Consider the following 25,763-nt stretch of genomic DNA (forward strand, 5'->3'; position numbering starts at 1 on the left):
GGTCAGGGCCTGGGCGAGTGGGCAGCCTGAGCCGCGCGTTGCTGGGCGACGAACCGGATCGACATTCGCTGGAGCAAACCCGGGGCGAGGCGGGCGAACAGCCACGCGGTGCGGGCCTGCCGCGGCCACACCAGCAGCGCCTTGTTGCGCTCGATGGCCCGCAGCGTGTCCTTCGCCAACGCGTCGGCCGACGAGAACTCCGGGCTGCGCTGGCCCATCCGGTAGAAGTCACGGCCGACGAACCCGCCGATCGCCCCCTTGTCGAGGATCGGGGTTTCGACGGCGGTCGGACATATCGCGAGCACGCCGACGCCGCGTCCGGCCGCCTCCGAACGCAACGCCAACGACAGCCCGACGATGGCGTGCTTGCTCATGACGTAGCTGGTGATCTGCCCCGCCGCCGCAAGGCCTGCCATCGAGGCGGTGTTGACGATGTGCCCGTGGCCCTGCCTGACCATCAGCGGATAGGCCGCCGCCACGCCGTGTACGACGCCGCGGACGTTGACGTCGATGATCGCGTTCCACTGATCCAGCGTGAGCAGTTCGGTGTCGCCGCCCCAGGTGATGCCTGCGTTGTTGAACATCAGGTCCAGCCGCCCGGTCCGGTCGACGACCTCGTCGACGCAGCCCTGCACCGCGGCGGCATCGGTCACGTCGAGGCGCGCGGAGCGTGCGCCGAGTGGTTCGGCGGTGCGTGCCGCGGCGTCGCCGTCGACGTCGGTGCACACCACGTCGGCACCTTCGGCTGCGAGCGCCCGGCAGAGTGCCGCGCCGATGCCTGAGCCTGCGCCGGTGACGATGGCTTTCTTGGCGTGCCAGAACCCCCGGTCGCTTCGCTCCTGCCCGCCGGCGAACCTCACGCAGTTCCCATCAACTTGTGCAGATGACCCATGACGTCGGGGTAGCGCTTCATGTGCGCGCCGCCGTTGAGGTCCATCACCTCGCCGGTCAGCCACGGCGCCTTCGTCATGAACAGCACCGCTTCTGCGATGTCCTCGGGGGTGCCGAGCCGGCCGAGCGCAGTGTTCTCGGCGTACTCCTCGACGGTGCCGGGGATCATGGCCGCGCCTTCGGTCAACGGGGTGTGGACGAAGCCGGGTGCGACGGCGTTGACGCGGATGCCGCGCGAGGCGAACTCCATCGCCGCCACCTGGGTGAGCATCGACAGCCCGGCCTTGGCTGCGCAGTAGGCACTCATGCCCGCCGCGGGCTGACGGCCGTTGAGCGATGAAATCCACACCAGCGCACCACCGTCGCACAGCTGCTTGCCCGCGTACTTGGCGACGATGAGCGACCCGGTGAGGCACACGTCGATGACCGAGCGGAACTGATCGACCGGCATGTCGACGATGTAGGAGATGTTGCTGAAGCCGGCCGTCGTCACCACGACATCGAGGGTCCCGGCCTGCTCGAACAGGGTGGCCACCGAGGCCTCGTCGGTGACGTTCACCTCGGCACTCGTGTGCGGCGTACCGAGCTCGGCGGCCCGGGCGGCGGCACCCTCGCCGTTGAGGTCGGCCACGATGACGCGATAGCCGTCGCCGACGAGCGCCTTCGCCGTCGCCCAACCGATGCCCGATGCGCCGCCGATGACGAGCGCCGAGCGACCGCTTCCGTTCTCCGCCACTGAAGCCTCCACGATGAGTTCTTTACAACTTACGACGCAACTGTAAGCGACTCGGCATACCCAGAACGGCCGAGTGTCGAGTTTTGTCACGCGAATTGGCGCCGCGCTCGGAGTCGATTGTCGGAGGGCGTCACCACAGTGGTCCCATGCCGCTCGACCTCGTCCTGCCGCTCGAGTGCGGCGGCTGCGGAGCACCGTCGACCAGGTGGTGCGACGCGTGCGCGCAGGCGTTGGCGGTCCGGGCCGACTATCCCGTGCTGATCACGCCGCGCCTCGACCCCGGCGTACCGGTCTTCTCGCTGGGCCGACATGCCGGCGTGCGTCGGGCCGCGATCATCGCGGTGAAGGAACACGGGCGCAGCGAACTCGCTCGCCCACTGGGGGCGGCCCTCGGCGTCGGGCTGCGCCACCTCGTCGCGTGGGGCATCGTCGAGACCCCGGTGACGCTCGTCCCTGGGCCAACCCGACGTTCGGCCGCCCGCCGACGCGGCGGCGATCCGGTGACCCGGATGGCGCAGAGCGCGCCGCCCGCGGGCGCCGTCGTCGTCCAGGCCTTGCGGATGCGCGCGTTCACCCGCGATTCCGTCGGGCTCTCAGCTGGGGCGCGCCAGGCCAACATCGCGGGACGGGTACGCGTGCGCAAGCCCGTCTCCGGTGAGGTGGTGCTCATCGACGACGTCGTGACTACGGGCGCGACCGCCTGCGAATCGGTCCGGGTCCTGCAAACTGCAGGCGCCCGGGTGGCCGCGGTCTTGGCGGTGGCGCACGCGTGAACGTGCGTGTCCACGCGAGTGGCGATTACCGCTATATCAAACCGAAATGAAGAACTCGAATCAGGTCTGCGGAATATGTGGCACAGGTGGGTGAACACGGACTACCTTGGGGCCAACCACCCGTGAACGACTCACGGCGGCGCCCAAGCACCAATGGCGCCACATCGCCTGAACAGCGGTAGGAGGTGAGTGCTCGACACCTTGCGCCGCTGGCCGACGAGATTTCGGGCCCTCGGCGCGTTTCTGATCCAAGCCGGGCACGCTGCGCGCGTGCGACGCCGAAGAGGAAGCGAGTTGCCAAGTATGTCAATACAATCCGTGGACACCAATCGTTCGACGATGGTGGACGTCGAGGATGAGCCTGAAACGACATCGCGTGCCGAGGTCGTCGTGAAGGGTCGCAATGTCGAGATTCCCGACCACTTCCGTATCTACGTCGCAGAGAAGCTGGCGCGCACCGAGCGCTTTGATCGCTCCATCTACCTGTTCGACGTCGAACTCGACCACGAACGCAACCGCCGCCAGCGGAAGAACTGTCAGCATGTGGAGATCACCGCCCGCGGTCGCGGCCCGGTCGTTCGTGGGGAGGGCTGCGCGGACAGCTTCTACGCCGCGCTGGAGTCTGCGATAAGCAAACTCGAAAGCAGGCTTCGCCGCAGCAAGGACCGGCGCAAGATCCACTACGGCGACAAGACGCCGGTATCCCTGCACGAGGCCACCGCGATCGCGCTCCCGCCTGAGGTGCCTGCCGCCGTCGACACCAGTGCGGCCGTCGACGGCAACGAGCACGAACCCGGACGGATCGTGCGCACGAAGGAACATCCGGCCCTTCCGATGACGGTCGACGATGCGCTCTACGAGATGGAGCTCGTCGGTCACGACTTCTTCCTGTTTCACGACAAGGAATCAGACAGGCCCAGCGTGGTCTACCGGCGCCACGCGTACGACTACGGGCTGATCCGGCTCGCCTGAGCATCCCACCTGCACGACCCTGAAGAGCACATCGCCTGGCGCGCCTACTACGGCGTGTCAGGCGGTGCCATGACCTCGGCGACCTGTGGCTTCGACCGGCTCAACCGACCCGTCACCTAGGATGGGGGCACTTCACGACGTCATACACATCTTCGTATAAATAGAGGTAATCAACGTGCTGTCCAAAGTGCTCCGCATCGGCGAAGGCCGCATGGTCAAGCGGCTCAAGAAGGTCGCCGACTATGTCAACAGCTTGGCCGATGACGTCGAGGCGCTGTCCGACGCCGAGCTCCGGGCCAAGACCGACGAGTTCAAGCAGCGCATCGCCGATGGCGCAACGCTCGACGACATAATGCCTGAGGCGTACGCGGTAGCCCGCGAGGCCGCCTGGCGGGTGCTGGACCAGCGCCCCTTCGACGTCCAGGTGATGGGCGCCGCCGCCCTGCACTTCGGCAACGTCGCCGAGATGAAGACCGGTGAAGGCAAGACGCTTACGTGCGTGTTGCCCGCCTACCTCAACGCGTTGAGCGGCAACGGCGTCCACGTGGTCACGGTCAACGACTACCTGGCCAAACGCGACAGCGAGTGGATGGGCCGTGTGCACCGGTTCCTCGGGCTCGAGGTCGGAGTCATCCTTGCGCAGATGACGCCAGACGAGCGGCGAGTGGCTTACGCCGCCGACATCACCTACGGCACCAATAACGAGTTCGGCTTCGACTATCTGCGCGACAACATGGCGCACTCGGAAACCGAAATGGTGCAGCGCGGGCACAACTTCGGCGTCGTGGACGAGGTCGACTCGATCCTCATCGACGAGGCCCGCACGCCACTCATCATCTCGGGTCCGGCCGACGGTGCGTCGAACTGGTACGTGGAATTCGCGCGACTCGCTCCGCTCATGGAGAAGGACGTCCACTACGAGGTCGACATCAAGAAGCGCACCATCGGTGTGCATGAGGTCGGCGTGGAGTTCGTCGAAGATCAACTCGGTGTCGACAACCTGTACGAGGCGGCCAACTCGCCCCTGGTCGGCTACCTCAACAACTCGCTGAAGGCCAAGGAACTGTTCGCCCGGGACAAGGACTACATCGTTCGCGACGGCGAAGTGCTGATCGTCGACGAGTTCACCGGTCGCGTGCTGTTGGGCCGCCGCTACAACGAAGGCATGCACCAGGCCATCGAGGCCAAGGAGCAGGTCGAGATCAAGGCCGAGAACCAGACCCTGGCCACCATCACGCTGCAGAACTACTTCCGGCTCTACGACAAGCTCTCGGGCATGACGGGCACGGCCCAGACCGAGGCCGCCGAACTTCACGAGATCTACAAGCTCGGCGTCGTCAGCATCCCGACCAACCGGGAGATGGTCCGCGCCGACCAGTCCGACCTCATCTACAAGACCGAGGAAGCCAAGTACATCGCCGTCGTCGACGACGTGTCCGAGCGGTACGAAAAGGGGCAGCCCGTCCTGATCGGTACCACCAGCGTCGAGCGCTCGGAGTACCTGTCCAAGCAGTTCACCAAGCGCCGCATCCCGCACAACGTGCTGAACGCCAAGTTCCACGAGCAGGAGGCGAACATCATCGCCGAAGCGGGCCGGCGGGGCGCGATCACGGTCGCCACCAACATGGCAGGCCGCGGTACCGACATCGTGCTCGGCGGCAACGTCGACTTCATCGCGGACGTCCGGCTGCGGGATCGCGGCCTCGATCCCGTCGAGACCCCCGAGGACTACGAGGCGGCCTGGGACCAGGTGCTGCCGGTGGTCAAGGCCGAGGTGGAGGCCGAGGCCGAGGAAGTTCGCGACCTCGGCGGGCTGTACGTGCTCGGCACCGAGCGGCACGAATCACGGCGCATCGACAACCAGTTGCGCGGCCGCTCCGGCCGCCAGGGTGATCCCGGCGAGTCACGCTTCTACCTGTCGCTGGCCGACGACTTGATGAAGCGGTTCAACGGCGCGACCCTGGAGTCGCTGCTGACCCGGCTGAATCTGCCCGACGACGTGCCGATCGAAGCCAAGATGGTGACCCGCGCGATCAAGAGCGCGCAGACCCAGGTCGAGCAGCAGAACTTCGAGATCCGCAAGTACGTGCTCAAGTACGACGAGGTGATGAACCAGCAGCGCAAGGTCGTCTACGCGGAGCGCAAACGCATTCTGGAGGGGGAGGACCTCGCCGATCAGGCACACGCCATGCTCGTCGACGTCATCACCGCCTATGTCGACGGCGCCACTGCGGACGGCTACGCCGAGGACTGGGATCTGGAGTCGCTGTGGTCGGCGCTCAAGCTGCTCTATCCCGTCGGCATCGACCACCACGACCTCGTCGACACCGACGCGGTCGGCGAGCCGGGCGAACTGACCCGCGAGGAACTGCTCGCCGCGCTGGTCGCCGACGCCGAAAAGGCGTACGCGGTGCGCGAAGCCGAATTGACCGAGCTTGGCGGCGACACCGCGATGCGTCAGTTGGAGCGCACGGTGCTGCTTACGACCGTCGACCGCAAGTGGCGTGAGCACCTCTATGAGATGGACTACCTCAGAGAGGGCATCAACCTGCGTGCGCACGCGCAGCGGGATCCCGTGGTCGAGTATCAGCGCGAAGGCTTCGACATGTTCGTCGGCATGATGGACGCGGTGAAGGAGGAGTCGGTCGGGCTGCTGTTCAACGCGCAGGTCCAGGGGGCTCCGCAGCCGACGGTAGCGCCGATCGCCGCACCGCCGAACCTGGCCCAGTTCGCGGCGGACGCCGCGGCCAAGGCGCAGCAGGTCGACTCGGGTGGCTCGGTGGCCACGCAGGACCGCCAGCCACAGGCTCCGGCGGCGTTGCGCGTCAAGGGCATCGGGGACCTCGAAGACGGACCGCAGCTCACCTACAGCGGGCCATCGGAGGATGGCTCGGCTCAGGTGCAGCGGCAGGGTCAAGGGCAGGCGCAAGGCGCGGGCAGGCACGCCGCCCCGTCCCGGAGAGAGCGTCGCGAGGCCGCTCGCAAGCAGCCGCGCGGTGGTCCGAAGGCGCGTCGCGGATAACTCAACCGAGCTGCAGCGCCACCACACGCCAGCGCCCGTCGTTCAGCTCGATGCGGGCGGCCAGTGCATGTACCCGGTTGCCACGCGTGTAGGTGCCGAACACCTCCGCAGCCGTGGCCTCCCCGTCGACGACCTCGGCGGTGCGGGCACGTACCCGGCGCAGCACGGCCGTACCTTCCTTCGACGGCGTCCGGCCCAGGGCGACGACGGCATCGATCAATGGGGCCGTCAGCAAGGTCCGCAGCGCGGCGATCGGCCTGCGCCGGTCCGAGACCTCGAGCACGCAGCGCAACGCGGCGTCGGCGAACACCGCTGCGGCCCTCGGCGGTGGCAACTCGCGCACCACGAGACCCGGCCGAAGGTGACGGGAAACCCGGCGACGCAGCGCAGCGGGCGACGGCTGCGGGCACGGTGGCGGCACCGGGCCGAGCGGGGGTGGTTCGTAGTCGACGATCGGCGAGATGAGATTGGACGACGTGAGGTGTGCTGAGGTCACAGCTACTCCAGCGGGCTCGATACGGACGGGACGGCATCTGCTGGAGAGGGTCAGACGTTTTTATGATCGCACGCTCCAAGGACACTCCAACGCACCCGTGATGCGGGGGGTACGAATCTGCGGTTACCGTGACGGGGTCCGGTGAAGGGGAATTCGGGTAGGGGAGGGCGACGCCGTCATGGTGACCAGGTTGTCGGCGTCGGATGCGTCGTTCTATCACCTGGAGAACTCGTCGACGCCCATGTACGTCGGGTCATTGTCGATCTTGCGAAAGCCGCGCAACGGGCTGAGCTATGAGACGCTGCTGGCCACCGTCGAGCAGCGGATAGCGCAGATTCCGCGCTACCGGCAGAAGGTGCGGGAGCTCGCGTGGAGCCTCGCGCGACCGGTGTGGGTCGACGATCGCGACTTCGACATCACCTATCACATCCGGCGGTCCGCGCTGCCCTCGCCGGGTAGTGACGCTCAGCTGCACGACTTGGTCGCGCGGCTCGGGTCCCGGCCGCTGGACAAGTCCAGGCCGCTGTGGGAGATGTACCTCGTCGAGGGCTTGGCCAAGAACCGCATCGCCATCTACACCAAGACGCACCAGGCCCTGGTCAACGGCATGTCGGCGGTGGAGATCGGGCACGTCATCGCCGATCGCACGCAGAAGGCCCCCGACTTCGGCGAAGACATCTGGATCCCGGGGCGCGAGCCGAGCGACGCCGGGCTGCTGTTGGGTGCCGTCGGAGAGTGGATCGCACGTCCGACCGTGCAGCTGGCTGCCGTCCGCTCGGCAGTCACCGAGGTCGCCACCAATTCCGACCAGCTGGTCGAGGCCGGGCGCAGATTCGCCGACGTCGCGCGCACGTTCGCGCGTGGCACCGCGCCCAACAGTCCGCTCAACGCCACCGTGTCGCGCAATCGCCGATTCACGGTGGCGGGCCACAAGCTCGAGGACTACCGGTCGTTACGCGCGCGCTACGACTGCGACGTCAACGACGTCGTGCTCGCGGTGGTGGCAGGCGCGTTGCGAAACTGGCTGCTGTCGCGCGGTGAGCCGGTGACCTCGACGACGACGGTGCGCGCGATGGCGCCGACGTCGGTGTATCCCGATTCGGAGCCGGATGCGAGTTTTCCGGGACAGGCGATCAATGAGGTGGCGCCGTTCCTGGTCGACCTGCCGGTTGGGGAGGGCAACGCCGTCGTGCGGCTGTCTCAGATCGCCCATGCCACGGAGTCGCACTCGACCGCGGCCAGCCTGGTCGACGCCAGGACCATCGTCACGCTGTCTGGATTTGCGCCACCGACGTTGCACGCCATGGGAATTCGGGTGGCGACGAGCTTCTCGGCGCGACAGTTCAACCTGCTGATCACCAACGTGCCGGGGGCGCAGAAGCAGATGTACGTCGCGGGCACCAAACTGCTCGAGACGTACTCGGTTCCGCCGCTGCTGAACAAGCAGGTGCTCGCGATCGGCGTGACGTCCTACAACGGGATGCTGTACTTCGGCATCAACGCCGACCGTGATGCGATGAGCGACGTCGACATGTTCCCGTTGCTGCTGCGCGAGTCGCTCGACGAGTTGCTCGAGTCAGCGCAGTAAGTCGGATCGCACTAGGATTCGCCGATGAGCAAGAGCAAGTCGGCCAAAGGCTCCAAGAAGCCGAAGAACAAGCTGCCCAAGGACGTCTACGAGGCTGAACTGTTCCGGCTCCAAACGGAATTCGTGAAGTTACAAGAGTGGGCCCGTCATACCGGCGCGCGCATCGCGGTGATCTTCGAGGGCCGCGACGCCGCTGGCAAGGGCGGCACCATCAAACGCATCACGGAGTACCTCAGCCCTCGCGTGGCCAGGATCGCCGCGCTGCCCGCGCCGACCGAGCGGGAGCGGGGCCAGTGGTACTACCAGCGCTACATCGCGCACCTGCCCGCGAAGGGCGAACTCGTGCTGTTCGACCGGTCCTGGTACAACCGGGCCGGCGTCGAGCAGGTCATGGGATTCTGTACGCCGCAGGAACATACGCAGTTTCTGAGGCAGACACCGGTGTTCGAGCAAATGCTGCTGGAGGACGGGATCCTCTTGCGCAAGTACTGGTTCTCGGTGTCCGACGACGAGCAGTTGCGCAGGTTCAAGTCGAGGATGAACGATCCGGTGCGGCAGTGGAAACTGAGTCCGATGGACTTGGAGTCGGTGTACCGCTGGGAGGACTATTCGCGGGCCAAGGATCAGATGATGGTGCACACCGACATCCCGCAGAGTCCCTGGTACGTCGTCGAGTCCGACATAAAGAAGTACGCCCGGCTGAACATGATGTCGCACTTGCTATCCACCATCGACTATCACGACGTCGAGCATCCGAAGGTGGAGTTGCCGGAGCGACCGATCCTGAGCCACTCCTATGAGCGACCTTCGCGCACGCTGTCGACCTACGTCGACGACCACGTCGCCACGTTGATCGGTGATGTTGAGTAGGGCCGCTACGCTCGGCCTTGTGCGTGTCTACATCCCGGCGACCTTGGCCATGTTGCAGCGGTTCGTCGCCGACGCGTCGATGCACGCGTTGAGCGGAACCGCGTTCGCGGTGACACCGACGCTGCGGGAGTCCTACGCAGAAGGCGACGAGGACGAACTCTCCGAGGTGGCACTTCGCGAGGCGGCGCTGGCGTCACTGCGGTTACTGGGGGCTGAAGGCCCAGATCCGGACTTGCCCCCGCGCCGGGTGGTGCTGGTGGCCGAAGTGGCCGAAGCGAAGCCGAGGCCCGATCTCGACGATGCGGTGGTGCGGCTGGCGGGGCCGTTAACGCTCGCCGACGTCATCGCTGCGTACGTCGACAACGGGTCGGCGGAGCAGGCGGTACTGGCTGCGGTCGACGTCGTCGACGCCGCGGACATGGGTGACGAGGACGCCGAACTCACGGTCGGCGACGCTCAAGATCACGACCTGGCCTGGTATGCCACCCAGGAGCTGCCGTTTCTACTCGAATTGCTCTGAGCGCTGGAAACGCCACCGTAAGTTACGGTACCGTAGGTTTGATCCAGTGGGCCCCAGACTCCGGTCCGTGGACAATCGCGACAGCTGATCAGGAGCCGTTCATGGCGAAGCACGAAATCAAGATCGCCGCCAACGTCGTCGATACCCAGCGACCTGCGATAGCAGGCGCGAAGGATCATCCTGCCTGGCACGCCTTGCGCACCGTCGTCGGCCGCGTCACCACACCGCTGCTGCCCGACGACTACCTGAAACTGGCCAATCCGTTGTGGTCGGCGCGCGAACTCCGTGGCCGGGTGCTGGACGTGCGGCGGGAGACCGTCGACTCCGCGACGCTGGTGATCAAGCCGGGGTGGGGCTTCTCCTTCGACTACGACCCAGGCCAGTACGTCGGCATCGGGGTGCTCATCGACGGGCGCTGGCGGTGGAGGTCGTACTCGCTGACCTCTAGCCCGGTAAGGGGCGCGCGAACCATCACCATCACCGTGAAGGCCATGCCGGAGGGCTTCCTGTCCACGCACCTGGTCGGCGGAGTCGCGCCAGGAACCATCGTTCGGTTGGCCGCGCCGCAAGGCAACTTCGTCATGTCGGATCCGGCGCCTGCATCGGTGCTGTTCCTCACGGCCGGATCGGGGATCACGCCGGTGATGTCGATGTTGCGCACCTTGGAGCGGCGCGACCAGGTCGGTGATGTCGTCCACTTGCATTCGGCCCCAACGGAATCCGATGTGCTATTCGCGAGTGAACTCGCGGGGCTGGCCGCCGCGCACGACGGCTACCGGCTGCGGGTGCGGGCCACCAGGACCGACGGCAGGCTGGACCTGTCGCAGTTGGCCGACGAAGTGCCGGACTGGCGGATGCGTCAAACGTGGGCGTGCGGGCCAGAGGGCATGCTCACCGACGCTGATCGACTGTGGTCGGCGGCCGGAATCGGCGAACGCTTGCACCTGGAGCGGTTCGCCGCATCGCGCGGGGCCGTGCACGGCGCAGGTGGCACCGTCACGTTCGAACGCAGCGGCAAGACGGCTACCGCCGACGCCGCGACCTCGCTTATGGATGCGGGGGAGCAGGTGGGTGTGCGGATGCCGTTTGGCTGTCGGATGGGGATCTGCCAGTCGTGTGTGGTGCCGCTCGTCGAAGGTCACGTACGCGATTTGCGGACCGGTGTCGAACACGAACCGGGAAGTCGGATACAGACGTGTATTTCCGCAGCTTCCGGCGATTGCGTGCTGGACGTCTGACCTTTACTGACCGGTAACCTACGTAGTCGTAGGTTACGCTAACGTAGGTGACGAAAGGAGGGTGACCGATGGCGATTACCGACGTACCGGAGTTCACGCATCTGACCGACTCCGACATTGACGCTCTGGCGATCGAACTCGACGCGATCCGCCAAGACATCGAGGACTCCCGCGGTGACCGCGACGCGCGCTACATCCGCCGCGCCATCGCCACCCAACGTGCGCTCGAAGTGGCCGGCCGGCTGATGCTCGCCGCTAGTTCGCGCCGTTCTGCCTGGTGGGCAGGCACGACGACGCTCGGCGTGGCCAAGATCATCGAGAACATGGAGATCGGCCACAACGTCATGCACGGCCAGTGGGACTGGATGAACGATCCCGAGATTCACTCCTCGACATGGGAGTGGGACATGAGCGGGTCGTCCAAGCACTGGCGCTTCACCCACAACTTCATGCACCACAAGTACACCAACATCCTCGGGATGGACGACGACGTCGGCTACGGCGTCATTCGCGTCACCCGCGACCAGCGCTGGAAGCCGTTCAACGTCGTTGGCAACCTGCTCTTCAACACGCTGCTCGCCATCGGGTTCGAGTGGGGAGTCGGGTTGCAGCACCTGGAGCTCGGCAAGATCTCCAAGGGCCGCGACGACCGCGCCGCCACGCTGGTGCGCGTGCGCGAGTTCGGGATCAAGGCCGCCCACCAGGTGGTCAAGGACTACGTCGCCTACCCGGCGCTCACGTCACTGTCGCCAGGAGCGACGTTCACGTCGACACTCAAGGCCAACGCGGTGGCCAACGTCATCCGCAACGTCTGGGCCAACGCCGTGATCTTCTGCGGGCACTTCCCCGATGGCGCAGAGAAGTTCACCAAGACCGACATGGTGGGCGAGACCAAGGGACAGTGGTACCTGCGGCAGATGCTTGGCAGCGCGAACTTCGAGGGTGGCTGGCTGCTGCGATTCATGAGCGGCAACCTCTGCCACCAGATCGAGCATCACCTGTACCCGGACCTGCCAAGCAGCCGGCTGCACGAGATCTCGTTCCGGGTTCGGGAGTTGTGCGACAAGTACGACTTGCCTTACACCACTGGCTCTTTCCTGCTTCAGTACGGAAAGACGTGGCGGACCATCGCAAAGCTGTCCCTGCCCAACACCTGGCTGCGCGACACGTCCGACGATGCCCCTGAGACTCGCAGCGAGCGGATGTTCCTCGAGTTGGAATCGGGCGTTGGTTCCACTGAGTCCGGCCAGCGGCGTGGGCTGAAGTCGTCGATCGCCGCGGTACGCGCACGCCGCCGTGGCAAGCGCGCCGAGCGCAAGGCGTTGGCCGCCTAAGCGCTATCTCAACGGGGCCTACTTCGGGATGTAGTCGAACTTGTCGGGGTTCGGGCCGGTGCGACCGGCCTCACCCTTGTCGAGTTCGTTGATGGCGTTGACGTCGACCGAGCTCAGTTCGAAGTCGAAGAGTTCGAAGTTCTCCTTGACCCGTTGCAAGGTAACGGATTTCGGGAACACGATGTCACCGCGCTGGAGGTGCCAGCGCAACACCACCTGGGCGGGAGAGCGCCCGACCGATTCGGCGATCCGGGTGATCACGGGGTCGCCGAGCACCTTGCCCTGGGCGATCGGTGACCAGGCTTCGGTCGCAATGCCCTTCCTGGCGTCGAAGCCGCGGACGTCCTCGTTGCCGAAGTACGGGTGCACCTCGATCTGATTGACCGCAGGCACGGTGTCGGTCTCCTCCGCCAACCGCTCGAGGTGGGCGACCTGAAAGTTCGACACCCCGATGCTGCGGGCGCGGCCGTCGGCCTTGAACTCTTCCAGGGCGCGCCAGGTCGAGACGAAGTCGCCGCCGTACAGCGTGGGCAGCGGCCAGTGGATCAGGAAGAGGTCCACGTAGTCGAAGCCGAGCGCCGCCAACGTCTTGTCGAACGCGCGGCGCGCATCGTCCGGTTCGTGAAGCCCGTTGTTGAGCTTGCTCGTGACGAACACGTCGCCGCGGTCCACACCAGCTTCCTGGATGCCCTGGCCGACACCCTTCTCGTTCTGGTACATCTCCGCGGTGTCGATGTGCCGGTAGCCGACGCCCAGCGCGGCCTTCACCGCGTCTGCGGTCTCGTCAGGCTTGATCTGGAAGACGCCGAACCCCAACTGAGGGATGGTGTTGCCGTCGTTCAATTCGATGTTGGGTACGTTGCTCACGAATACAGCGTGCCCCTTGGCGCCGGGACGCTCAAGGCGGACCCCTTGCGTGCGAGCAGGAAGGCCTGAGGCGTGGACTCAAGCCCGTCGTCGTCGGCGTCGCGCACGGTGCGTACGTAAGGGAGCAGTCCCGCTGCGCTCAGCATGGCCTCGACCGACTCCGGCCGTCGCCGGTGGTACTCCACGTCGACGGACACCCCGAACGCCTCGGTCAAATGAAGCGGATGGTCGCCGACCTGAAACGCGAGCAGTGCGATGCCACCGGGTATCAGCACCCGGCCGAACTCGGCGAAGACCTGTGCCAGGTCGTCGTCCGGTACGTGAATCGTGGAGTACCACGCGCATACGCCACCGACGCTGCCTTCGGCGAGGTCGAGCCCCGTCATCGTGCCAACGTGGAACGGCAACTGCGGGTTCAGTCGACGAGCCTCGGCGATCATGTTGGAGGACAAGTCGATTCCCGTTGGCGACGTGCCGAGCTGATGGAGTATCGCCGTCGTCGCACCGGTGCCACATCCGACGTCGGCGACCGCGGGCCGGCCCGTCGCCTTCACCAGCCCTGCGAACGCCGACAGCATCGCAAGCTCGACCGGCTTGTCGTCGAGGTGGCGGTGGAAGCGTCGCGCGTACTCGACGGCGGTGGCGTCATAGCCGTCGCGGGTGCGCTCGAGGTAGTCCATGGGCTAGTACGCGGCGCCTTCGGCAAGCGCGGCGAGCAGTCGGCGCGCGGCGATTACCCGGTCGGCAGCCGCACCGGTAAGCCCGTCGAGCGCGCATTCCGGATCGGCGGGCGGACCGAGGTGGCCGCAGCCGCGGGGACAATCCTCGATGGCCACGGCCAGATCCGAGAACGCGAGCATGACGTCGTTGGCCTTGACGTGAGCCAACCCGAACGACCGGATGCCCGGTGTGTCGATCACCCAGCCCGACCCCGGCAGCGGCAGCGCCACCGATTGCGTCGACGTGTGCCTGCCCTTTCCGACCCCCGACACGACCCCGACGGCCCTGTCGGCGTCTGGAACCAGGCGGTTCACCAGCGTCGACTTGCCGACGCCGGAATGGCCGAGGAACACCGTGACCTTGCCGGTGACCAAACCCTTGATCGTCTCCAGCGGATCGGTGCGCCCGGCAGTCACGACCGTGAGCTCGAGGCCGGCGAACTGCGCGGCGAACGACTCTGGGGCGGCCAGGTCCGACTTCGTCAGGCACAGGATCGGGTCCAATCCGCCGACGTAGGCGGCGATTAGGGACCGTTCGACGAATCCGGTGCGTGGGGGTGGATCGGCAAGCGCCACCACGATCAGGAGCTGGTCGGCGTTGGCGACGACGACGCGTTCCGTCGGATCGGTGTCATCGGCGGTGCGGCGCAACACCGTTCGCCGCTCACCCCGGCGCACGATGCGCGCAAGTGTGTCGGGTCGGCCCGACACGTCGCCCACGATGCCCACGTCGTCGCCGACGACGATCGGCGTCCGGCCGAGCTCGCGTGCGCGCATGGCAGTGACAACCTGCGCCGGGTCGCCGCCGAGCGCACAACCCCACCGTCCGCGGTCGACCGTCACGACCATCGCATCGGAAGCATCGGCGTGTTCGGGGCGCGTCTTGGTTCGCGGCCGCGAGCCGCGCCCGGAGCGCACCCGGACGTCGGACTCGTCATAGTCGTTCGCGTTCAAGGGCTTTCGTGGACCCCGCTCAGCATGTCGGCCCACATTTGCGGAAAGTCGGGCAGCGTCTTGGCGGTGGTTCCGATGTCCTCGACCTCGACGCCGGGTACTTGCAACCCGACGATGGCACCCGCGGTCGCCATCCGGTGGTCGGCGTACGAGCGCCACACCCCGGCATGCAGCGGCCGAGCCGTGATGACCAGCCCGTCGGAGGTCTCCTCGCACTGGCCGCCCAATCCATTGAGCTCGGTGGACAATGCGGCCAGCCGGTCGGTTTCGTGTCCGCGCAGGTGTGCGATGCCGGTGAGCTTCGAGACCGTGCCCGGTTCGGCCAACGCCGCGAGCGCGGCGACCGACGGTGCGAGTTCACCCACGTCGCGTAACTCGGCATCGAACCCCGAATACCTCGGCGGGCCCGTCACCTCTAGGTACGAATCCTCATGCCGGACAACGGCACCCACCTGCTCCAGCAACGCGGTGATGGTGTCGGCGGGTTGCACGCTGTCCCGTGGCCAGCCCGTCACCCGCACCCGCCCGCCGGTGACGAGCGCGGCGGCCAGGAACGGCACCGCGTTGGAAAGGTCGGGTTCGATGTCCCAGTGGCGCGCCGCGATTGGCCCGGGTTCCACGCGCCAGCGGTTGGCCTTCGAGTCGTCGACGGCCACCCCTGCGTCGCGGAGCATGGCGACCGTCATGGCGACGTGCGGCGCCGAAGGTACGGCGGTGCCCGTGTGGACGACGGTCAAGCCGTCGGCGAACGTGGCTCCGGACAGCAGCAGTCCCGAGACGAACTGCGACGACGCCGACGCGTCGATTTCCACCGTGCCGCCCGCCACCGAACCGGTGCCGCGCACCTGGAACGGCAATGTGTCGCCTTCGAGTGCCACGCCGAGTCCACGCAACGCGTCGAGCAGGGGAGCGATGGGTCTGATGCGGGCCTGCTCGTCGCCGTCGAAGGTGACGACCTCGGCGCCGAGCGCGGCGACCGGCGGCACGAATCTCAGCACCGTGCCCGCCAACCCGCAGTCGATGCGCGCGTCGGCCCGTGGGGCCACGGTCCCGCTGATCGATAGCTCGGTGTCGGACCCCTCGACCTCCAGGCCGAGGGTGCGCAACGCGCCGATCATCAAGTCGGTGTCGCGGCTGCGCAGCGCCCCGCGAAGCGTCGACGTGCCCTGCGGCGCGGCCAAGGCGCCTAGCACCATGGCGCGGTTGGTCTGCGACTTCGAGCCAGGCACCGTGACCGTCGCGCGCACGGGAGCAGCGGTGGACGGAGCGGGCCACAGGTTCACGGAGCCCATCCTGCCTTGTCGGGTGCATCTGGAACCATGGACTGCATGTGTGGGCGATTCGCGGTGACCACCGACCCGGCGCTGCTGGCCGAGAAGATCAAGGCCATCGATGAAGCGACGCCTGCCGAAAAGGACCCGCCGCAGCCGAACTACAACGTCGCCCCGACCACCACTGTCACCACTGTCGTGAAGCGCCACAGCGAGCCCGACGACGAGTCCACGCGCCGCGTGCGGCTGATGCGTTGGGGCCTCGTCCCGCCGTGGGTGAAGACGGCCGATGACGGTGGACCGGACACCAAGAAGGGGCCGTTGTTGATCAACGCCCGCGCCGAGACCGTCACCACCTCGAATGCCTTCCGCACGTCCGCGAAGGGCAAACGCTGCCTGGTACCGATGGACGGCTGGTACGAGTGGCGCGGGCAGAAGGGCGCCAAGACGCCGTTCTACATGTACGGCGGGGACGGCGAACTGCTGTTCATGGCGGGTCTGTGGTCGACGTGGCGGCCCAAGGAGTCCCCCAAGGACACGCCGCCGCTGCTCAGTTGCACCATCATCACCACCGACTCGGCGGGTCCCTTGGCCGAGATCCACGACCGGATGCCGTTGACCATCAGCAAGGGCGACTGGGACCGCTGGCTGGATCCCGACGCCCCCATCGACGAGGGACTGCTGCGCGGCCACGGCGACCTCGACCGCATCGAGATCCGGGAGGTATCCCGGCTGGTCAACAGCGTTCGCAACAACGGCCCTGAGCTCATCGAGCCGGCGGAGCCGGAGCCGGAGCAGGCGACGCTGCTGTAGCGGGCCGCGGACCGGGAACTTCGCCGACCTGAGTAGTCGAATACTCAGTGTGCGGTGTGCTTGGAAGCGCACCATTTCTCCATGACGGATCTGCATGCCCAACCACGATTGACCAGTATCGAAGTGCGCAATCCGGCCGACGGCACCGTCGTCGGCGAAGTACCCATCGACACCGCCGAGACCGTTGCCGCGAAAGCCCGCGAGCTACGGCTGTTCCAGCCCGAGTGGGAGGCGATGGGCGCCAACGGCCGCAAGCCATGGCTGCTCAAGTTCCAGGACTGGGTGTTCGACAACGCCGAACGCATCACCGACGTGTTGCAGTCGGAGACCGGCAAGCCGAGGGCCGAAGCCTCCATGGAGGCGCCGATGTCCGCAGACCTGCTGAACTACTGGGCGGGCAATGCCGAGACCTTCCTTGCGGATCGCCATCCGAAGGCGCACAGCCCGCTGGGCAAGACCAAGCGATTGACCACCGTCCATCGGCCGTATCCCGTTGTCGGCCTGATCATTCCATGGAACTTCCCGTTCATGAATGCGACGCTTGACGGCGTAGCCCCGCTAGCGGCGGGCGCCGCGCTGTTGCTGAAGCCGTCGGAGGTCACGCCGCTCAGCGCCGTTGAGTTCGCCCGCGGGTGGGCCGAGATTGGGGCGCCGCCGGTACTCGCGCTGACGACGGGGTACGCGGAAACCGGGGCGGCCGTGATCGCCAACTCCGACTACGTGCACTTCACGGGTTCGACGGCGACCGGTCGCAAGGTGGCGATGGCCTGCGCGGAGCGCTTGATCCCGTACAGCCTCGAACTCGGGGGCAAGGATCCCGCGCTGGTGCTCGCCGACGCCGACCTCGAGCGGGCCGCGAATGGCATCGCGTGGGGCGGGATGTTCAACTCGGGCCAGGTGTGCATCTCCATCGAGCGCGTCTACGTGGAGGCACCGGTGTACGACGAGTTCGTCGCCAAGCTCACCGAGAAGGTGGGCCGGCTGCGACAGGGTCAGGACGACCACGGCTACCGGTTCGACGTCGGGGCGATGGCCACTGCGGCGCAACGCGACATCGTGACCCGCCACGTCGACCAGGCCGTCGACGCCGGGGCCCGCGTCACCGTCGGCGGAAAGCCGACCGGCATCGGCACCTTCTTCCAGCCCACCGTGCTGGCCGACGTCGAGCAGTCGATGTCCTGCATGACCGAGGAAACGTTCGGCCCGACGCTGCCGGTGGTCAAGGTCGCCGACGAGGACGAGGCCATCCGGTTGGCCAACGACTCGAAATACGGTTTGTCCGCAACGGTATGGACCCGCGACCTCGAGCGCGGTCAGCGGGTGGCGCGTCGCCTCGAGGCAGGCGCCGTCAACGTCAACGACGCCTTGGTCAATGGGTTCAGCTTCGCGCTGCCGATGCCAGGGTGGAAGCACTCCGGCATCGGGTCGCGCAACGGTGGCGCCGACGGGTTGCTGAAATATTGTCGGCAGCAAGCGATTACGGTGCCGCGGGTACCCACCCAGGAAAAGGAAGTGCTCTGGTATCCGTACTCGCGGCGCAAGTTCCGGGTCGCGCTTGGCGTCGTGCGCGCGGGGGCTGCCCACGGCTTGCGCCGCATCGGCATTACGCCGCGAGGAGACCGGCGGTGAAGTGTCAGGGGGCCGTCCTGCGAGGGGTCGGCCAGGACTGGGCGGTCGAGGAGATCACGCTGGATCCGCCGCGCGAGGGCGAGGTGCTCGTCAAGATGGCCGTGGCCGGCGTGTGCCACTCGGACGATCACTTCACCACCGGCGACATGGTTCCCACACCGGACCTTGCGGCGGTCATGGAAGCCAGCGGTGTGCCACCAGTGGACTACTTCCCCCTGCTCGGCGGGCACGAAGGCGCTGGCGTCGTTGCGGAGGTCGGTCCCGGCGTGCGGTCGGTGCAGCCGGGCGATCACGTCGCGATGTCGTTCATCGCGGCGTGCGGTTCGTGTCGGTGGTGCGTTTCGGGCAAGACCTACCTGTGCGACAACGGCGCCATGATCTTGTCCAAGGAGATGGTGTCCGACGGCACCCGACGGCGTCACCTCGGCGACGAGGATCTGATGGCGATGACGAACACGGGCACGTTCGCCGAATACGCCGTCGTGGCCGAAGAGTCGGTGGTCAAGATCGACGAGTCGATACCGTTCGAGGCAGCGTCTCTTGTGTCGTGCGGCGTGACGACCGGCTGGGGCTCGGGAACCGTCGGCGTGGGGACGCAAGTCGGTGACACGGTGGTGGTGATCGGCACCGGCGGGGTGGGCATCAACGCGGTCCAGGGTGCACGCGCCGCGGGTGCCAACAACGTCATCGCGGTGGATCCCGTTGAATTCAAACGGGATACGGCCAAGTTCTTCGGTGCAACGGATACCAGTCCGTCGATCGAGGCAGCGTTTCCGCTGGTGCACGAACTCACCAGGGGAGTGATGGCCGACCGGGTGGTGTTGACGCCAGGCGTGCTTCGCCCCGAAATGCTGTTACCCGCACTGATGCTGACCAGCAAGGGGGGCACGTGCCTGATCACCGCGGCCTCGAAGCTGGAGGTGGGCATGGTCCCGCTCGTGCTCGCCGAGATGCTGCAGTCCTGCAAGACGCTCAAGGGACTGCTGTACGGCGGCATGAATCCGCGCGCAAGCACGCCGATGCTGTTGTCGATGTACCGCAACGGCCACCTCAAACTCGATGAGTTGGTGACGCGGCGTTACCACCTCGACCAGCTCAACGACGCGATCATCGACATGCGCGAGGGCCGAAACATCCGGGGCATCATCGAGTTCGGCGGGAGAGGTTAGGGGCCTGTGTAGCCGGGCGGGTTCGGTGTCTCGACCCACAGGTCGACGCCGAGTTCAGAACCGGGCACGCAGTCGTACACCGACAGGTCGGTCACCCCGGAGTCGACCAGCACGTCCTCGCACAGCACCGCATTGCCGGTGTATTCGGTCGCGGGCTTGTTGAAGATCACGTAGGCGGCGTCCGAGTACACCTCTGGCTTGCGGGCCCGCGCCATCGCCTCGGGGCCGCCGAGTAAGTTCTGCACCGCTGCGGTGGCCACCATGGTCCTGGGCCACAACGTGTTCGACGCGATCCCGTCGGCCCGCAACTCCTCGGCAATGCCTAGCCCGCACAGCGTCATGCCGTACTTGGCCATCATGTACGCCGTCGGCTTGAGCCATTTCGACTCGAGCAGCAGCGGCGGCGACAACGTGAGGATGTGCGGGTTGGCCCGGCCCTTCATGTGCGGAATACAGGCTTGGGACACCGCGTAGGTGCCGCGGACGTTGATGCCGTTCATCAGGTCGAACCGCTTCAGTGGCACCTCGGTGATGGATCCGAGGTTGATCGCCGAGGCGTTGTTCACACAGATGTCGATGCCACCGAACTGCGCAACCGCCTGTGCCACTGCGGATTCCACTGATTCGCCGTCGCGGACGTCGCCGAGGATCGGCAGTGCTTGGCCGCCGGCGTCCTCGATCTCCTTGGCCGCCGTGTAGATGGTGCCGTCGAGTTTGGGGTGCGGCTCGGCGGTCTTGGCGACCAGCGCGACGTTGGCGCCGTCGGCGGCGACCCGCTTGGCGATCGCCAGCCCGATACCGCGGCTGGCGCCGGAGATGAACATGGTCTTCCCAGAGAGCGACATGACCTCACCATAGAACTGTCAGCCCGCCAGGATGTCGGCGGTCACCGCCTTGGTGAGTCGGACCAGATCGTCCGGCGCCAGGGCTACCTGTAGGCCTCGTTTCCCGGCGCTGCACAGCACTCGGTCCCATGCGAGCACCGAGTCGTCGACGACGGTCCGCAACGGCTTGCGCTGGCCAAGGGGCGAGATACCGCCGATGACGTAGCCGGTCGACCGCTCGGCGGCCGCTCGGTCGGCCATTTCGGCCTTCGGAACGCCTAGTGCTGCGGCCGCGGCCTTAAATGACAGCTTGTACGGCACCGGCAGCACCGCGACGGCGAGCCCCTTTGGCACGGCGACGATCAGCGTCTTGAAGACCTGTTCGGCCGACACGTCCATGGTGGCGGCCAATGCGGTGACGGCCTCGTCCCCGAACGACTCGTTGCGCGGATCGTGGTGGTAGGCCAGCACCTCGTGGGGCACGCCCGCAGCGACGAGCGCCGCGATCGCAGGCGTTGCTGCACGTGCCACCGGTTCACCCTACGGGGAGCTCGCTGGCACCTGTACCTCCACACCGGTGGCCGATCCGCGATTGGTCGGATACATTGCTGCTAACGCACACGTCAATAAGTTTTTGTCCCAACGGGAGTCGGGCAATGGGGGGAAATTCGTGCAGCGGCAAGCGCGCCGTACACGTCGTTGGCGGACTGGCGACGGCGGCAACCGCGTCTGTCGTGGCGGTGACGGTAATCGCGGCAACTGCTCATGCAACCACTACCTTCTACGTGCCGGGCACTGCACAAACGCCGCAGAAATCGGGACCCGTCGACCTGTCGTCGCTCGATCCGGGGTTGACCCGGTTCGCGACCGAAGCCCAGCAGATCGGATACCCGGCCTCGTTCGCTCCATTCGCGGGCACCATCGCGCTGGATAAGTCTGTCGCACAGGGTGTTTCGGCGTTAGATGCGGCGATTCGCGCCGTTCCCGCCGGGGAGCCGATCCAACTCGTCGGAGTGTCACAGGGCGACGTCGTGCTCAGCGTCGAGCTGCGCGCGCTGATGGCCAATCTGCCCGCCAACACAGACATCACCGTCGTTCGGGTTGCGGATCCGACCTCCCCGACCGGCATCATGGGGCGCAACGCCGGCCTGCGCCTGCCAGGACTGACGTTCGTCAGCGCCCCAGAGACACCTTTCGACACCGTCTACATCACCCGGCAGTACGACGGCATCGCCGACTGGCCTGCACGGCAACTCAACGTCCTGGCGGACGTCAATGCGGTGCTCGGTGCGTTCTACCTGCACGACCAGCCCAACTATGCCGGGGATTTGGCCAGTCTTCCCGCCGGCAACGTGACGACGACGACCAACTCGTTGGGCGCGACGACGACCACGTACCTGATTCCCAACACGGGGCTGCTTCCGATCCTGCGGCCATTCCAGGATCTCGGCGTCGACGAGCGTCTGCTCGACGCCGTCCAAGTCCCGTTGCAGCGCGTCATCGACTCGGCGTACACGGCCGCAGGGCAGAAGGCGCTCCAGGCCGTGGTGAACACTGCTTCTCGCGTCGCGTCGGTCACCGGCGCGGCCATCCATCGAGTGGCTCCCCGGCACAGAATCGGCATCCATGCCACGGCGAATCTGACCGACCTCGAGCGTTTCACCGTCCCGTCGCGCCATGCCGCCGCCGGGCCTCGTCACAGCAGGTCGGTGCACCAACCGCGCTTGCATGGAAGTCGGTCCAACGGCGCCACGCCGCGGCATTCGGCTGTCGCGCCGTCGACCCGTGGCGTCGCCAAGCCAACCAACTCCGACACCGGTCGGCACGGCGGCCGCCGATCGTCTGACACCAGCAAAGGGCCTGCATAGCCGTCGACCGGGGGCGTTGGGCGCCGTGGGAGCACGGATGGGAACAAGGCGCCCCACGCACGCTGTTATTCGGTGCAGTCAGTGCGGTCAGGCAAGTTGTCGGTCGCTACCTCTAGGATTGGGAAGGGGACTGTGGTGCCCACGGCCTGCTTGGAACACCCGGTGATGTTTCCGGTGCTGTTCGACGGAGCCGCTACCGAAGGGACGGTGTCGAGTCAGATGACCGACGTCGATGGACCAGCGCTCGCCGAGGCTACGGACGAGGCCAGGGAAAGCGACGCGGAACTCACGGCGCGATTCGAACGTGACGCGATTCCGCTCATCGACCAGCTCTACGGTGGCGCACTGCGCATGACCCGCAATCCCGCGGATGCCGAGGACCTGGTCCAGGAGACCATGGTCAAGGCCTACTCCGGCTTCCGGTCGTTCCGGGCGGGCACCAATCTCAAAGCCTGGCTGTACCGCATCCTGACCAACACCTACATCAACAGCTACCGCAAGAAGCAGCGCCAGCCAGCCGAGTACCCCACTGAGGAGATCACCGACTGGCAGCTCGCGGCCAACGCCCAGCACACGTCGACCGGGTTGCGGTCGGCCGAGGTGGAGGCATTGGAAGCGTTGCCCGACACCGAGATCAAGGCGGCGCTGCAGGCACTGCCAGAAGACTTCCGGATGGCGGTCTACTACGCCGACGTCGAAGGCTTCCCGTACAAGGAGATCGCCGAGATCATGGAAACACCCATCGGAACGGTGATGTCCCGGCTGCATCGAGGCCGCAAGCAACTGCGCGAGCTGTTGGGCGACGTCGCACGCGAGCGCGGGTTCAATCGAAGCGCAGCGACCCCCGAGGAGGTGTCCTCATGAGCGACGACGAATTCCGCCCGCCGGTCGGCCCAGTAGATCCCGAGCATCCCGAGTGTGCCGCCGTCATCGCCGAGGTATGGACGTTGCTCGACGGTGAATGCTCGTCGGAGTCCAGGGACAAGCTCAAGCATCACCTCGAGGAATGCCCGGCCTGCCTACGGCACTACGGCGTCGAGGAGCGGGTGAAGCGCCTGATCGCCACCAAGTGCAGTGGGGAGAAGGCGCCGGACACGCTGAGGGCGCGGCTGCGCATCGAGATCAGCCGCACCACCATCATTAGAGGCGGCTAGCGCAGGGCGCTTACTTCACTGCCTTCGAGCCGCAGTTGGGGCGCTTGCCGTGGTTTGCCTTGGTGTGCTTGCGGTCACGCTTCTTGCGGCCACGCTTGGCCATGAGGTCCTCCAGTACGTCCGAAATGATCCGAATGGATCCGAAATGATTGAGTAGCTTGTCCACCAGTATCTCATGGCCGCGGCGGTGCATCACCAACGCGGTGGTGTGGTTCGATGTACCGGGCAGGCAGGTGTGCGCCGGCCGCGAGTACCTAGTGACGAGTGGAGTGAGTATGCCCGAGGACGTTCGCGCCGAGATCGTGGCCAGTGTGCTCGAGGTCGTGGTCAGCGAGGGCGATCAGATCGGCGAGGGTGACACCGTCGTTCTGTTGGAGTCCATGAAGATGGAGATTCCCGTGCTCGCCGAAGTGGGAGGCACCGTGACCACCGTCAGTGTCGCCGTCGGCGACGTGATCCAGGCCGGCGATCTCATCGCCGTCATCAGCTAGGCATCTGCCGCTCCCTTTGAAGGCCTGGCGGAGCAACCATGTCGACGCTCGGTGACCTGCTCGCCGAGCACACAGTGCTGCCCGGCACTGCCGTAGACCACCTCCATGCCGTGGTGGGGGAATGGCAACTGCTGGCCGACCTTTCGTTCGCCGACTATCTGATGTGGGTGCGCCGCGACGACGGTGAACTCGTCTGTGTCGCGCAGGTGCGACCCAATACCGCGCCAACCGTGCTCTTGGCCGACGCCGTCGGCACGCTCAACACCGCCGACGACATGCCGGTTGTGACCTCTGCGTTCACGTCCGGCCACATCGGCCGGGAAAGCGATGTCGGACAAGGTGATTCGCGCGATGGTAGCTGGCTCAACGTAGAGGCCGTACCGGTGCGGCACGGCAGTCAGGTGGTGGCGGTACTCACGCATCAGACGGCCTTGGCCGACCGGCGTAAGGCCAGTCCGCTGGAACGCGCCTATCTGGACTGTGCGCGCAATCTGCTGCACATGCTGTCGGAGGGCACTTTTCCCAACGTTGGCGATTTGGCGATGTCGCGGTCGAGCCCCCGGGTGGGTGACGGATTCATTCGGCTGGCCGTAGACGGGTCTGTCGTCTTCGCCAGCCCTAACGCCATCTCGGCCTATCACCGCATGGGACTCGCCGCCGAACTCGAGGGCCATGACCTGGTCGCCATCACGCGGCCACTGATTTCGGACCCATTCGAGGCGCAGGAACTCGCCAACCACGTCAGGGATTCCCTGGCCGGAGGCTCGAGCATGCGCATGGAGGTCGACGCGGGCGGCGCAGCGGTGTTGCTTCGGACGCTGCCGCTGGTGGTGCACGGCAGCGCGGCGGGTGCAGGCGTGCTGATCCGCGACGTGACCGAGGTGAAGCGGCGGGACCGGGCGCTGTTGTCGAAGGATGCGACCATCCGTGAGATTCACCACAGGGTGAAGAACAACCTGCAGACGGTGGCGGCACTGCTGCGGCTGCAGGCCCGTCGCACCAACAACGCCGAGGGCCGGGAGGCGCTCATCGAGTCGGTGCGCCGGGTGTCGTCGATCGCGCTCGTCCACGACGCGCTGTCGATGTCGGTCGACGAAGAGGTCAACCTCGACCAGGTGGTGGACCGGATCCTGCCGATCATGAACGACGTGGCGTCGGTCGACCATCCCATCAGGATCGTGCGGGAGGGCGACCTCGGCGTGCTCGACGCCGACCGAGCCACCGCGCTGATCATGGTGATCACCGAACTGGTTCAGAACGCCCTCGAACACGCCTACGACCCCGTCGCCGATCAGGGTTGTGTGTCCATCAGGGCCGAGCGTTCGGCGCGCTGGCTCGACGTCGTGGTCCACGACGACGGCCGCGGGCTACCGGAGGGCTTCAGTCTGGAGAAGTCGGACCGGCTCGGCCTGCAGATCGTGCGCACCCTGGTGGCGGCCGAATTGGACGGCTCGCTGGGCATGCACGACGTAGCGGGCGGGGGCACGGACGTGGTCCTGCGCGTTCCGCTGGGTCGCAAGACGCGGTTGCCCCAGTAACGCCGTCGTTAATTGCTTGAATGCGC

Annotated in this window: 26 protein-coding genes; 16 read left to right on the forward strand and 10 right to left on the reverse strand. The window is 66.4% G+C overall.

What is annotated here, in order from left to right; all coding sequences use genetic code 11:
• Window positions 1–2 precede the first annotated feature (2 nt).
• On the reverse strand, window positions 3–860 hold the full coding sequence (locus SLQ30_RS09520; RefSeq protein WP_319446000.1) for an SDR family oxidoreductase: 858 nt from the start codon (window positions 858–860) through the stop codon (window positions 3–5).
• On the reverse strand, window positions 857–1,627 hold the full coding sequence (locus SLQ30_RS09525; RefSeq protein ID WP_319446001.1) for an SDR family oxidoreductase: 771 nt from the start codon (window positions 1,625–1,627) through the stop codon (window positions 857–859). The genes SLQ30_RS09520 and SLQ30_RS09525 overlap by 4 nt, the downstream gene beginning before the upstream one ends.
• 146 nt (window positions 1,628–1,773) lie before the next feature.
• On the opposite strand from SLQ30_RS09525, the gene SLQ30_RS09530 reads away from it, so the two are divergent.
• The 3 genes from SLQ30_RS09530 to secA all read left to right on the forward strand — a co-directional run bounded on the left by SLQ30_RS09530 (window position 1,774) and on the right by secA (window position 6,394).
• Window positions 1,774–2,400, forward strand: coding sequence for a ComF family protein (locus SLQ30_RS09530; protein WP_319446002.1), 627 nt, complete (start codon window positions 1,774–1,776; stop codon window positions 2,398–2,400).
• Window positions 2,401–2,739: 339 nt separating this feature from the next.
• Window positions 2,740–3,372, forward strand: a complete 633-nt coding sequence (gene hpf, locus SLQ30_RS09535; RefSeq protein WP_319446100.1) for a ribosome hibernation-promoting factor, HPF/YfiA family — start codon at window positions 2,740–2,742, stop codon at window positions 3,370–3,372.
• A gap of 175 nt (window positions 3,373–3,547) precedes the next feature.
• On the forward strand, window positions 3,548–6,394 hold the full coding sequence (secA, locus tag SLQ30_RS09540) for a preprotein translocase subunit SecA (protein ID WP_319446003.1): 2,847 nt from the start codon (window positions 3,548–3,550) through the stop codon (window positions 6,392–6,394).
• Between the two features lies 1 nt (window position 6,395).
• On the opposite strand, the gene SLQ30_RS09545 is transcribed toward secA, so the two are convergent.
• Entirely contained in the window at window positions 6,396–6,890 is a 495-nt protein-coding gene (locus SLQ30_RS09545; RefSeq protein WP_319446004.1) for an Rv3235 family protein, read from the reverse strand.
• 178 nt (window positions 6,891–7,068) lie between these two features.
• On the opposite strand from SLQ30_RS09545, the gene SLQ30_RS09550 reads away from it, so the two are divergent.
• The 5 genes from SLQ30_RS09550 to SLQ30_RS09570 all read left to right on the forward strand — a co-directional run bounded on the left by SLQ30_RS09550 (window position 7,069) and on the right by SLQ30_RS09570 (window position 12,440).
• On the forward strand, window positions 7,069–8,478 hold the full coding sequence (locus SLQ30_RS09550) for a wax ester/triacylglycerol synthase family O-acyltransferase (protein ID WP_319446005.1): 1,410 nt from the start codon (window positions 7,069–7,071) through the stop codon (window positions 8,476–8,478).
• A gap of 24 nt (window positions 8,479–8,502) precedes the next feature.
• Window positions 8,503–9,348, forward strand: coding sequence for a polyphosphate kinase 2 (gene ppk2, locus SLQ30_RS09555; protein ID WP_319446006.1), 846 nt, complete (start codon window positions 8,503–8,505; stop codon window positions 9,346–9,348).
• Complete coding sequence (locus SLQ30_RS09560; RefSeq protein ID WP_319446007.1) at window positions 9,338–9,868, forward strand: DUF6912 family protein; 531 nt, start codon at window positions 9,338–9,340, stop codon at window positions 9,866–9,868. Before ppk2 ends, SLQ30_RS09560 begins: the two co-directional genes overlap by 11 nt.
• 101 nt (window positions 9,869–9,969) lie before the next feature.
• A complete protein-coding gene (locus tag SLQ30_RS09565; RefSeq protein ID WP_319446008.1) occupies window positions 9,970–11,106 on the forward strand; it encodes a ferredoxin reductase in 1,137 nt (378 codons plus the stop codon).
• A gap of 68 nt (window positions 11,107–11,174) precedes the next feature.
• On the forward strand, window positions 11,175–12,440 hold the full coding sequence (locus SLQ30_RS09570; protein WP_319446009.1) for a fatty acid desaturase: 1,266 nt from the start codon (window positions 11,175–11,177) through the stop codon (window positions 12,438–12,440).
• 18 nt (window positions 12,441–12,458) lie between these two features.
• On the opposite strand, the gene SLQ30_RS09575 is transcribed toward SLQ30_RS09570, so the two are convergent.
• From SLQ30_RS09575 to aroA, 4 genes are read right to left on the reverse strand one after another with little or no spacing between them, the layout of a single operon-like run.
• A complete protein-coding gene (locus SLQ30_RS09575; RefSeq protein WP_319446010.1) occupies window positions 12,459–13,307 on the reverse strand; it encodes an aldo/keto reductase in 849 nt (282 codons plus the stop codon).
• Window positions 13,304–13,987: a class I SAM-dependent methyltransferase gene (locus tag SLQ30_RS09580; protein WP_319446011.1), complete on the reverse strand. Its 684-nt coding sequence runs from the start codon at window positions 13,985–13,987 to the stop codon at window positions 13,304–13,306. Before SLQ30_RS09580 ends, SLQ30_RS09575 begins: the two co-directional genes overlap by 4 nt.
• 3 nt (window positions 13,988–13,990) lie before the next feature.
• A complete protein-coding gene (rsgA, locus tag SLQ30_RS09585) occupies window positions 13,991–14,980 on the reverse strand; it encodes a ribosome small subunit-dependent GTPase A (RefSeq protein ID WP_319446012.1) in 990 nt (329 codons plus the stop codon).
• Complete coding sequence (gene aroA, locus SLQ30_RS09590; protein WP_319446013.1) at window positions 14,977–16,272, reverse strand: 3-phosphoshikimate 1-carboxyvinyltransferase; 1,296 nt, start codon at window positions 16,270–16,272, stop codon at window positions 14,977–14,979. Before aroA ends, rsgA begins: the two co-directional genes overlap by 4 nt.
• A 36-nt stretch (window positions 16,273–16,308) precedes the next feature.
• Between aroA and SLQ30_RS09595 the strand changes: the two genes are divergently transcribed.
• From SLQ30_RS09595 to SLQ30_RS09605, 3 genes are all read left to right on the forward strand, one after another.
• The gene (locus SLQ30_RS09595; RefSeq protein WP_319446014.1) at window positions 16,309–17,064 is read left to right on the forward strand and encodes an SOS response-associated peptidase; all 756 of its coding nucleotides are present in this window, start codon (window positions 16,309–16,311) and stop codon (window positions 17,062–17,064) included.
• An 81-nt stretch (window positions 17,065–17,145) separates the two neighbouring features.
• A complete protein-coding gene (locus SLQ30_RS09600) occupies window positions 17,146–18,693 on the forward strand; it encodes an aldehyde dehydrogenase family protein (protein WP_319446015.1) in 1,548 nt (515 codons plus the stop codon).
• Window positions 18,690–19,862, forward strand: a complete 1,173-nt coding sequence (locus tag SLQ30_RS09605) for an NDMA-dependent alcohol dehydrogenase (protein WP_319446016.1) — start codon at window positions 18,690–18,692, stop codon at window positions 19,860–19,862. Before SLQ30_RS09600 ends, SLQ30_RS09605 begins: the two co-directional genes overlap by 4 nt.
• On the opposite strand, the gene SLQ30_RS09610 is transcribed toward SLQ30_RS09605, so the two are convergent.
• Both SLQ30_RS09610 and SLQ30_RS09615 read right to left on the reverse strand, forming a co-directional pair.
• On the reverse strand, window positions 19,859–20,707 hold the full coding sequence (locus SLQ30_RS09610; protein ID WP_319446017.1) for an NAD(P)-dependent oxidoreductase: 849 nt from the start codon (window positions 20,705–20,707) through the stop codon (window positions 19,859–19,861). The genes SLQ30_RS09605 and SLQ30_RS09610 overlap by 4 nt on opposite strands.
• 18 nt (window positions 20,708–20,725) lie before the next feature.
• Window positions 20,726–21,217 carry an aminoacyl-tRNA deacylase gene (locus SLQ30_RS09615; RefSeq protein WP_319446018.1) on the reverse strand — a complete coding sequence of 164 codons (492 nt, stop codon included), beginning with the start codon at window positions 21,215–21,217 and terminating at the stop codon, window positions 20,726–20,728.
• Window positions 21,218–21,342: 125 nt separating this feature from the next.
• Here SLQ30_RS09615 and SLQ30_RS09620 point away from each other — a divergent pair, with 125 nt between their 5' ends.
• The 3 genes from SLQ30_RS09620 (at window position 21,343) to rsrA (ending at window position 23,708) form a co-directional block, all read left to right on the forward strand.
• Window positions 21,343–22,554 (forward strand): PE-PPE domain-containing protein, encoded by a 1,212-nt coding sequence (locus tag SLQ30_RS09620; RefSeq protein ID WP_319446019.1) that lies wholly within the window; start codon window positions 21,343–21,345, stop codon window positions 22,552–22,554.
• A 219-nt stretch (window positions 22,555–22,773) separates the two neighbouring features.
• Complete coding sequence (locus tag SLQ30_RS09625) at window positions 22,774–23,418, forward strand: sigma-70 family RNA polymerase sigma factor (protein ID WP_319446101.1); 645 nt, start codon at window positions 22,774–22,776, stop codon at window positions 23,416–23,418.
• On the forward strand, window positions 23,415–23,708 hold the full coding sequence (gene rsrA / locus SLQ30_RS09630) for a mycothiol system anti-sigma-R factor (protein WP_319446020.1): 294 nt from the start codon (window positions 23,415–23,417) through the stop codon (window positions 23,706–23,708). The genes SLQ30_RS09625 and rsrA overlap by 4 nt, the downstream gene beginning before the upstream one ends.
• 10 nt (window positions 23,709–23,718) lie before the next feature.
• Here rsrA and SLQ30_RS33105 read toward each other — a convergent pair whose 3' ends face one another.
• Entirely contained in the window at window positions 23,719–23,811 is a 93-nt protein-coding gene (locus tag SLQ30_RS33105; RefSeq protein ID WP_140691305.1) for a 50S ribosomal protein bL37, read from the reverse strand.
• A gap of 172 nt (window positions 23,812–23,983) precedes the next feature.
• On the opposite strand from SLQ30_RS33105, the gene SLQ30_RS09640 reads away from it, so the two are divergent.
• The gene (locus SLQ30_RS09640; RefSeq protein ID WP_319446021.1) at window positions 23,984–24,199 is read left to right on the forward strand and encodes a biotin/lipoyl-binding carrier protein; all 216 of its coding nucleotides are present in this window, start codon (window positions 23,984–23,986) and stop codon (window positions 24,197–24,199) included.
• Between the two features lie 38 nt (window positions 24,200–24,237).
• Entirely contained in the window at window positions 24,238–25,737 is a 1,500-nt protein-coding gene (locus tag SLQ30_RS09645) for a sensor histidine kinase (RefSeq protein WP_319446022.1), read from the forward strand.
• Window positions 25,738–25,763 lie beyond the last annotated feature (26 nt).

The sequence above is a fragment of the Mycobacterium sp. RTGN4 genome (assembly GCF_033804635.1).
GTDB lineage: Bacteria > Actinomycetota > Actinomycetes > Mycobacteriales > Mycobacteriaceae > Mycobacterium.

Excerpts from the sequence above, each read along its gene's own strand:
- aroA (WP_319446013.1), bottom strand. The coding sequence starts at position 16,272 with ATGGGCTCCGTGAACCTGTGGCCCGCTCCGTCCACCGCTGCTCCCGTG.
- SLQ30_RS09530 (WP_319446002.1), top strand. The coding sequence starts at position 1,774 with ATGCCGCTCGACCTCGTCCTGCCGCTCGAGTGCGGCGGCTGCGGAGCA.
- SLQ30_RS09550 (WP_319446005.1), top strand. The coding sequence starts at position 7,069 with ATGGTGACCAGGTTGTCGGCGTCGGATGCGTCGTTCTATCACCTGGAG.
- SLQ30_RS09610 (WP_319446017.1), bottom strand. The coding sequence starts at position 20,707 with ATGTCGCTCTCTGGGAAGACCATGTTCATCTCCGGCGCCAGCCGCGGT.
- rsrA (WP_319446020.1), top strand. The coding sequence starts at position 23,415 with ATGAGCGACGACGAATTCCGCCCGCCGGTCGGCCCAGTAGATCCCGAG.
- SLQ30_RS09600 (WP_319446015.1), top strand. The coding sequence starts at position 17,146 with ATGACGGATCTGCATGCCCAACCACGATTGACCAGTATCGAAGTGCGC.
- hpf (WP_319446100.1), top strand. The coding sequence starts at position 2,740 with ATGGTGGACGTCGAGGATGAGCCTGAAACGACATCGCGTGCCGAGGTC.
- SLQ30_RS09565 (WP_319446008.1), top strand. The coding sequence starts at position 9,970 with ATGGCGAAGCACGAAATCAAGATCGCCGCCAACGTCGTCGATACCCAG.
- ppk2 (WP_319446006.1), top strand. The coding sequence starts at position 8,503 with ATGAGCAAGAGCAAGTCGGCCAAAGGCTCCAAGAAGCCGAAGAACAAG.
- SLQ30_RS09560 (WP_319446007.1), top strand. The coding sequence starts at position 9,338 with ATGTTGAGTAGGGCCGCTACGCTCGGCCTTGTGCGTGTCTACATCCCG.
- SLQ30_RS09645 (WP_319446022.1), top strand. The coding sequence starts at position 24,238 with ATGTCGACGCTCGGTGACCTGCTCGCCGAGCACACAGTGCTGCCCGGC.
- SLQ30_RS09570 (WP_319446009.1), top strand. The coding sequence starts at position 11,175 with ATGGCGATTACCGACGTACCGGAGTTCACGCATCTGACCGACTCCGAC.
- SLQ30_RS09580 (WP_319446011.1), bottom strand. The coding sequence starts at position 13,987 with ATGGACTACCTCGAGCGCACCCGCGACGGCTATGACGCCACCGCCGTC.
- SLQ30_RS09640 (WP_319446021.1), top strand. The coding sequence starts at position 23,984 with ATGCCCGAGGACGTTCGCGCCGAGATCGTGGCCAGTGTGCTCGAGGTC.
- SLQ30_RS09595 (WP_319446014.1), top strand. The coding sequence starts at position 16,309 with ATGTGTGGGCGATTCGCGGTGACCACCGACCCGGCGCTGCTGGCCGAG.
- SLQ30_RS33105 (WP_140691305.1), bottom strand. The coding sequence starts at position 23,811 with ATGGCCAAGCGTGGCCGCAAGAAGCGTGACCGCAAGCACACCAAGGCA.
- SLQ30_RS09625 (WP_319446101.1), top strand. The coding sequence starts at position 22,774 with ATGACCGACGTCGATGGACCAGCGCTCGCCGAGGCTACGGACGAGGCC.
- SLQ30_RS09620 (WP_319446019.1), top strand. The coding sequence starts at position 21,343 with ATGGGGGGAAATTCGTGCAGCGGCAAGCGCGCCGTACACGTCGTTGGC.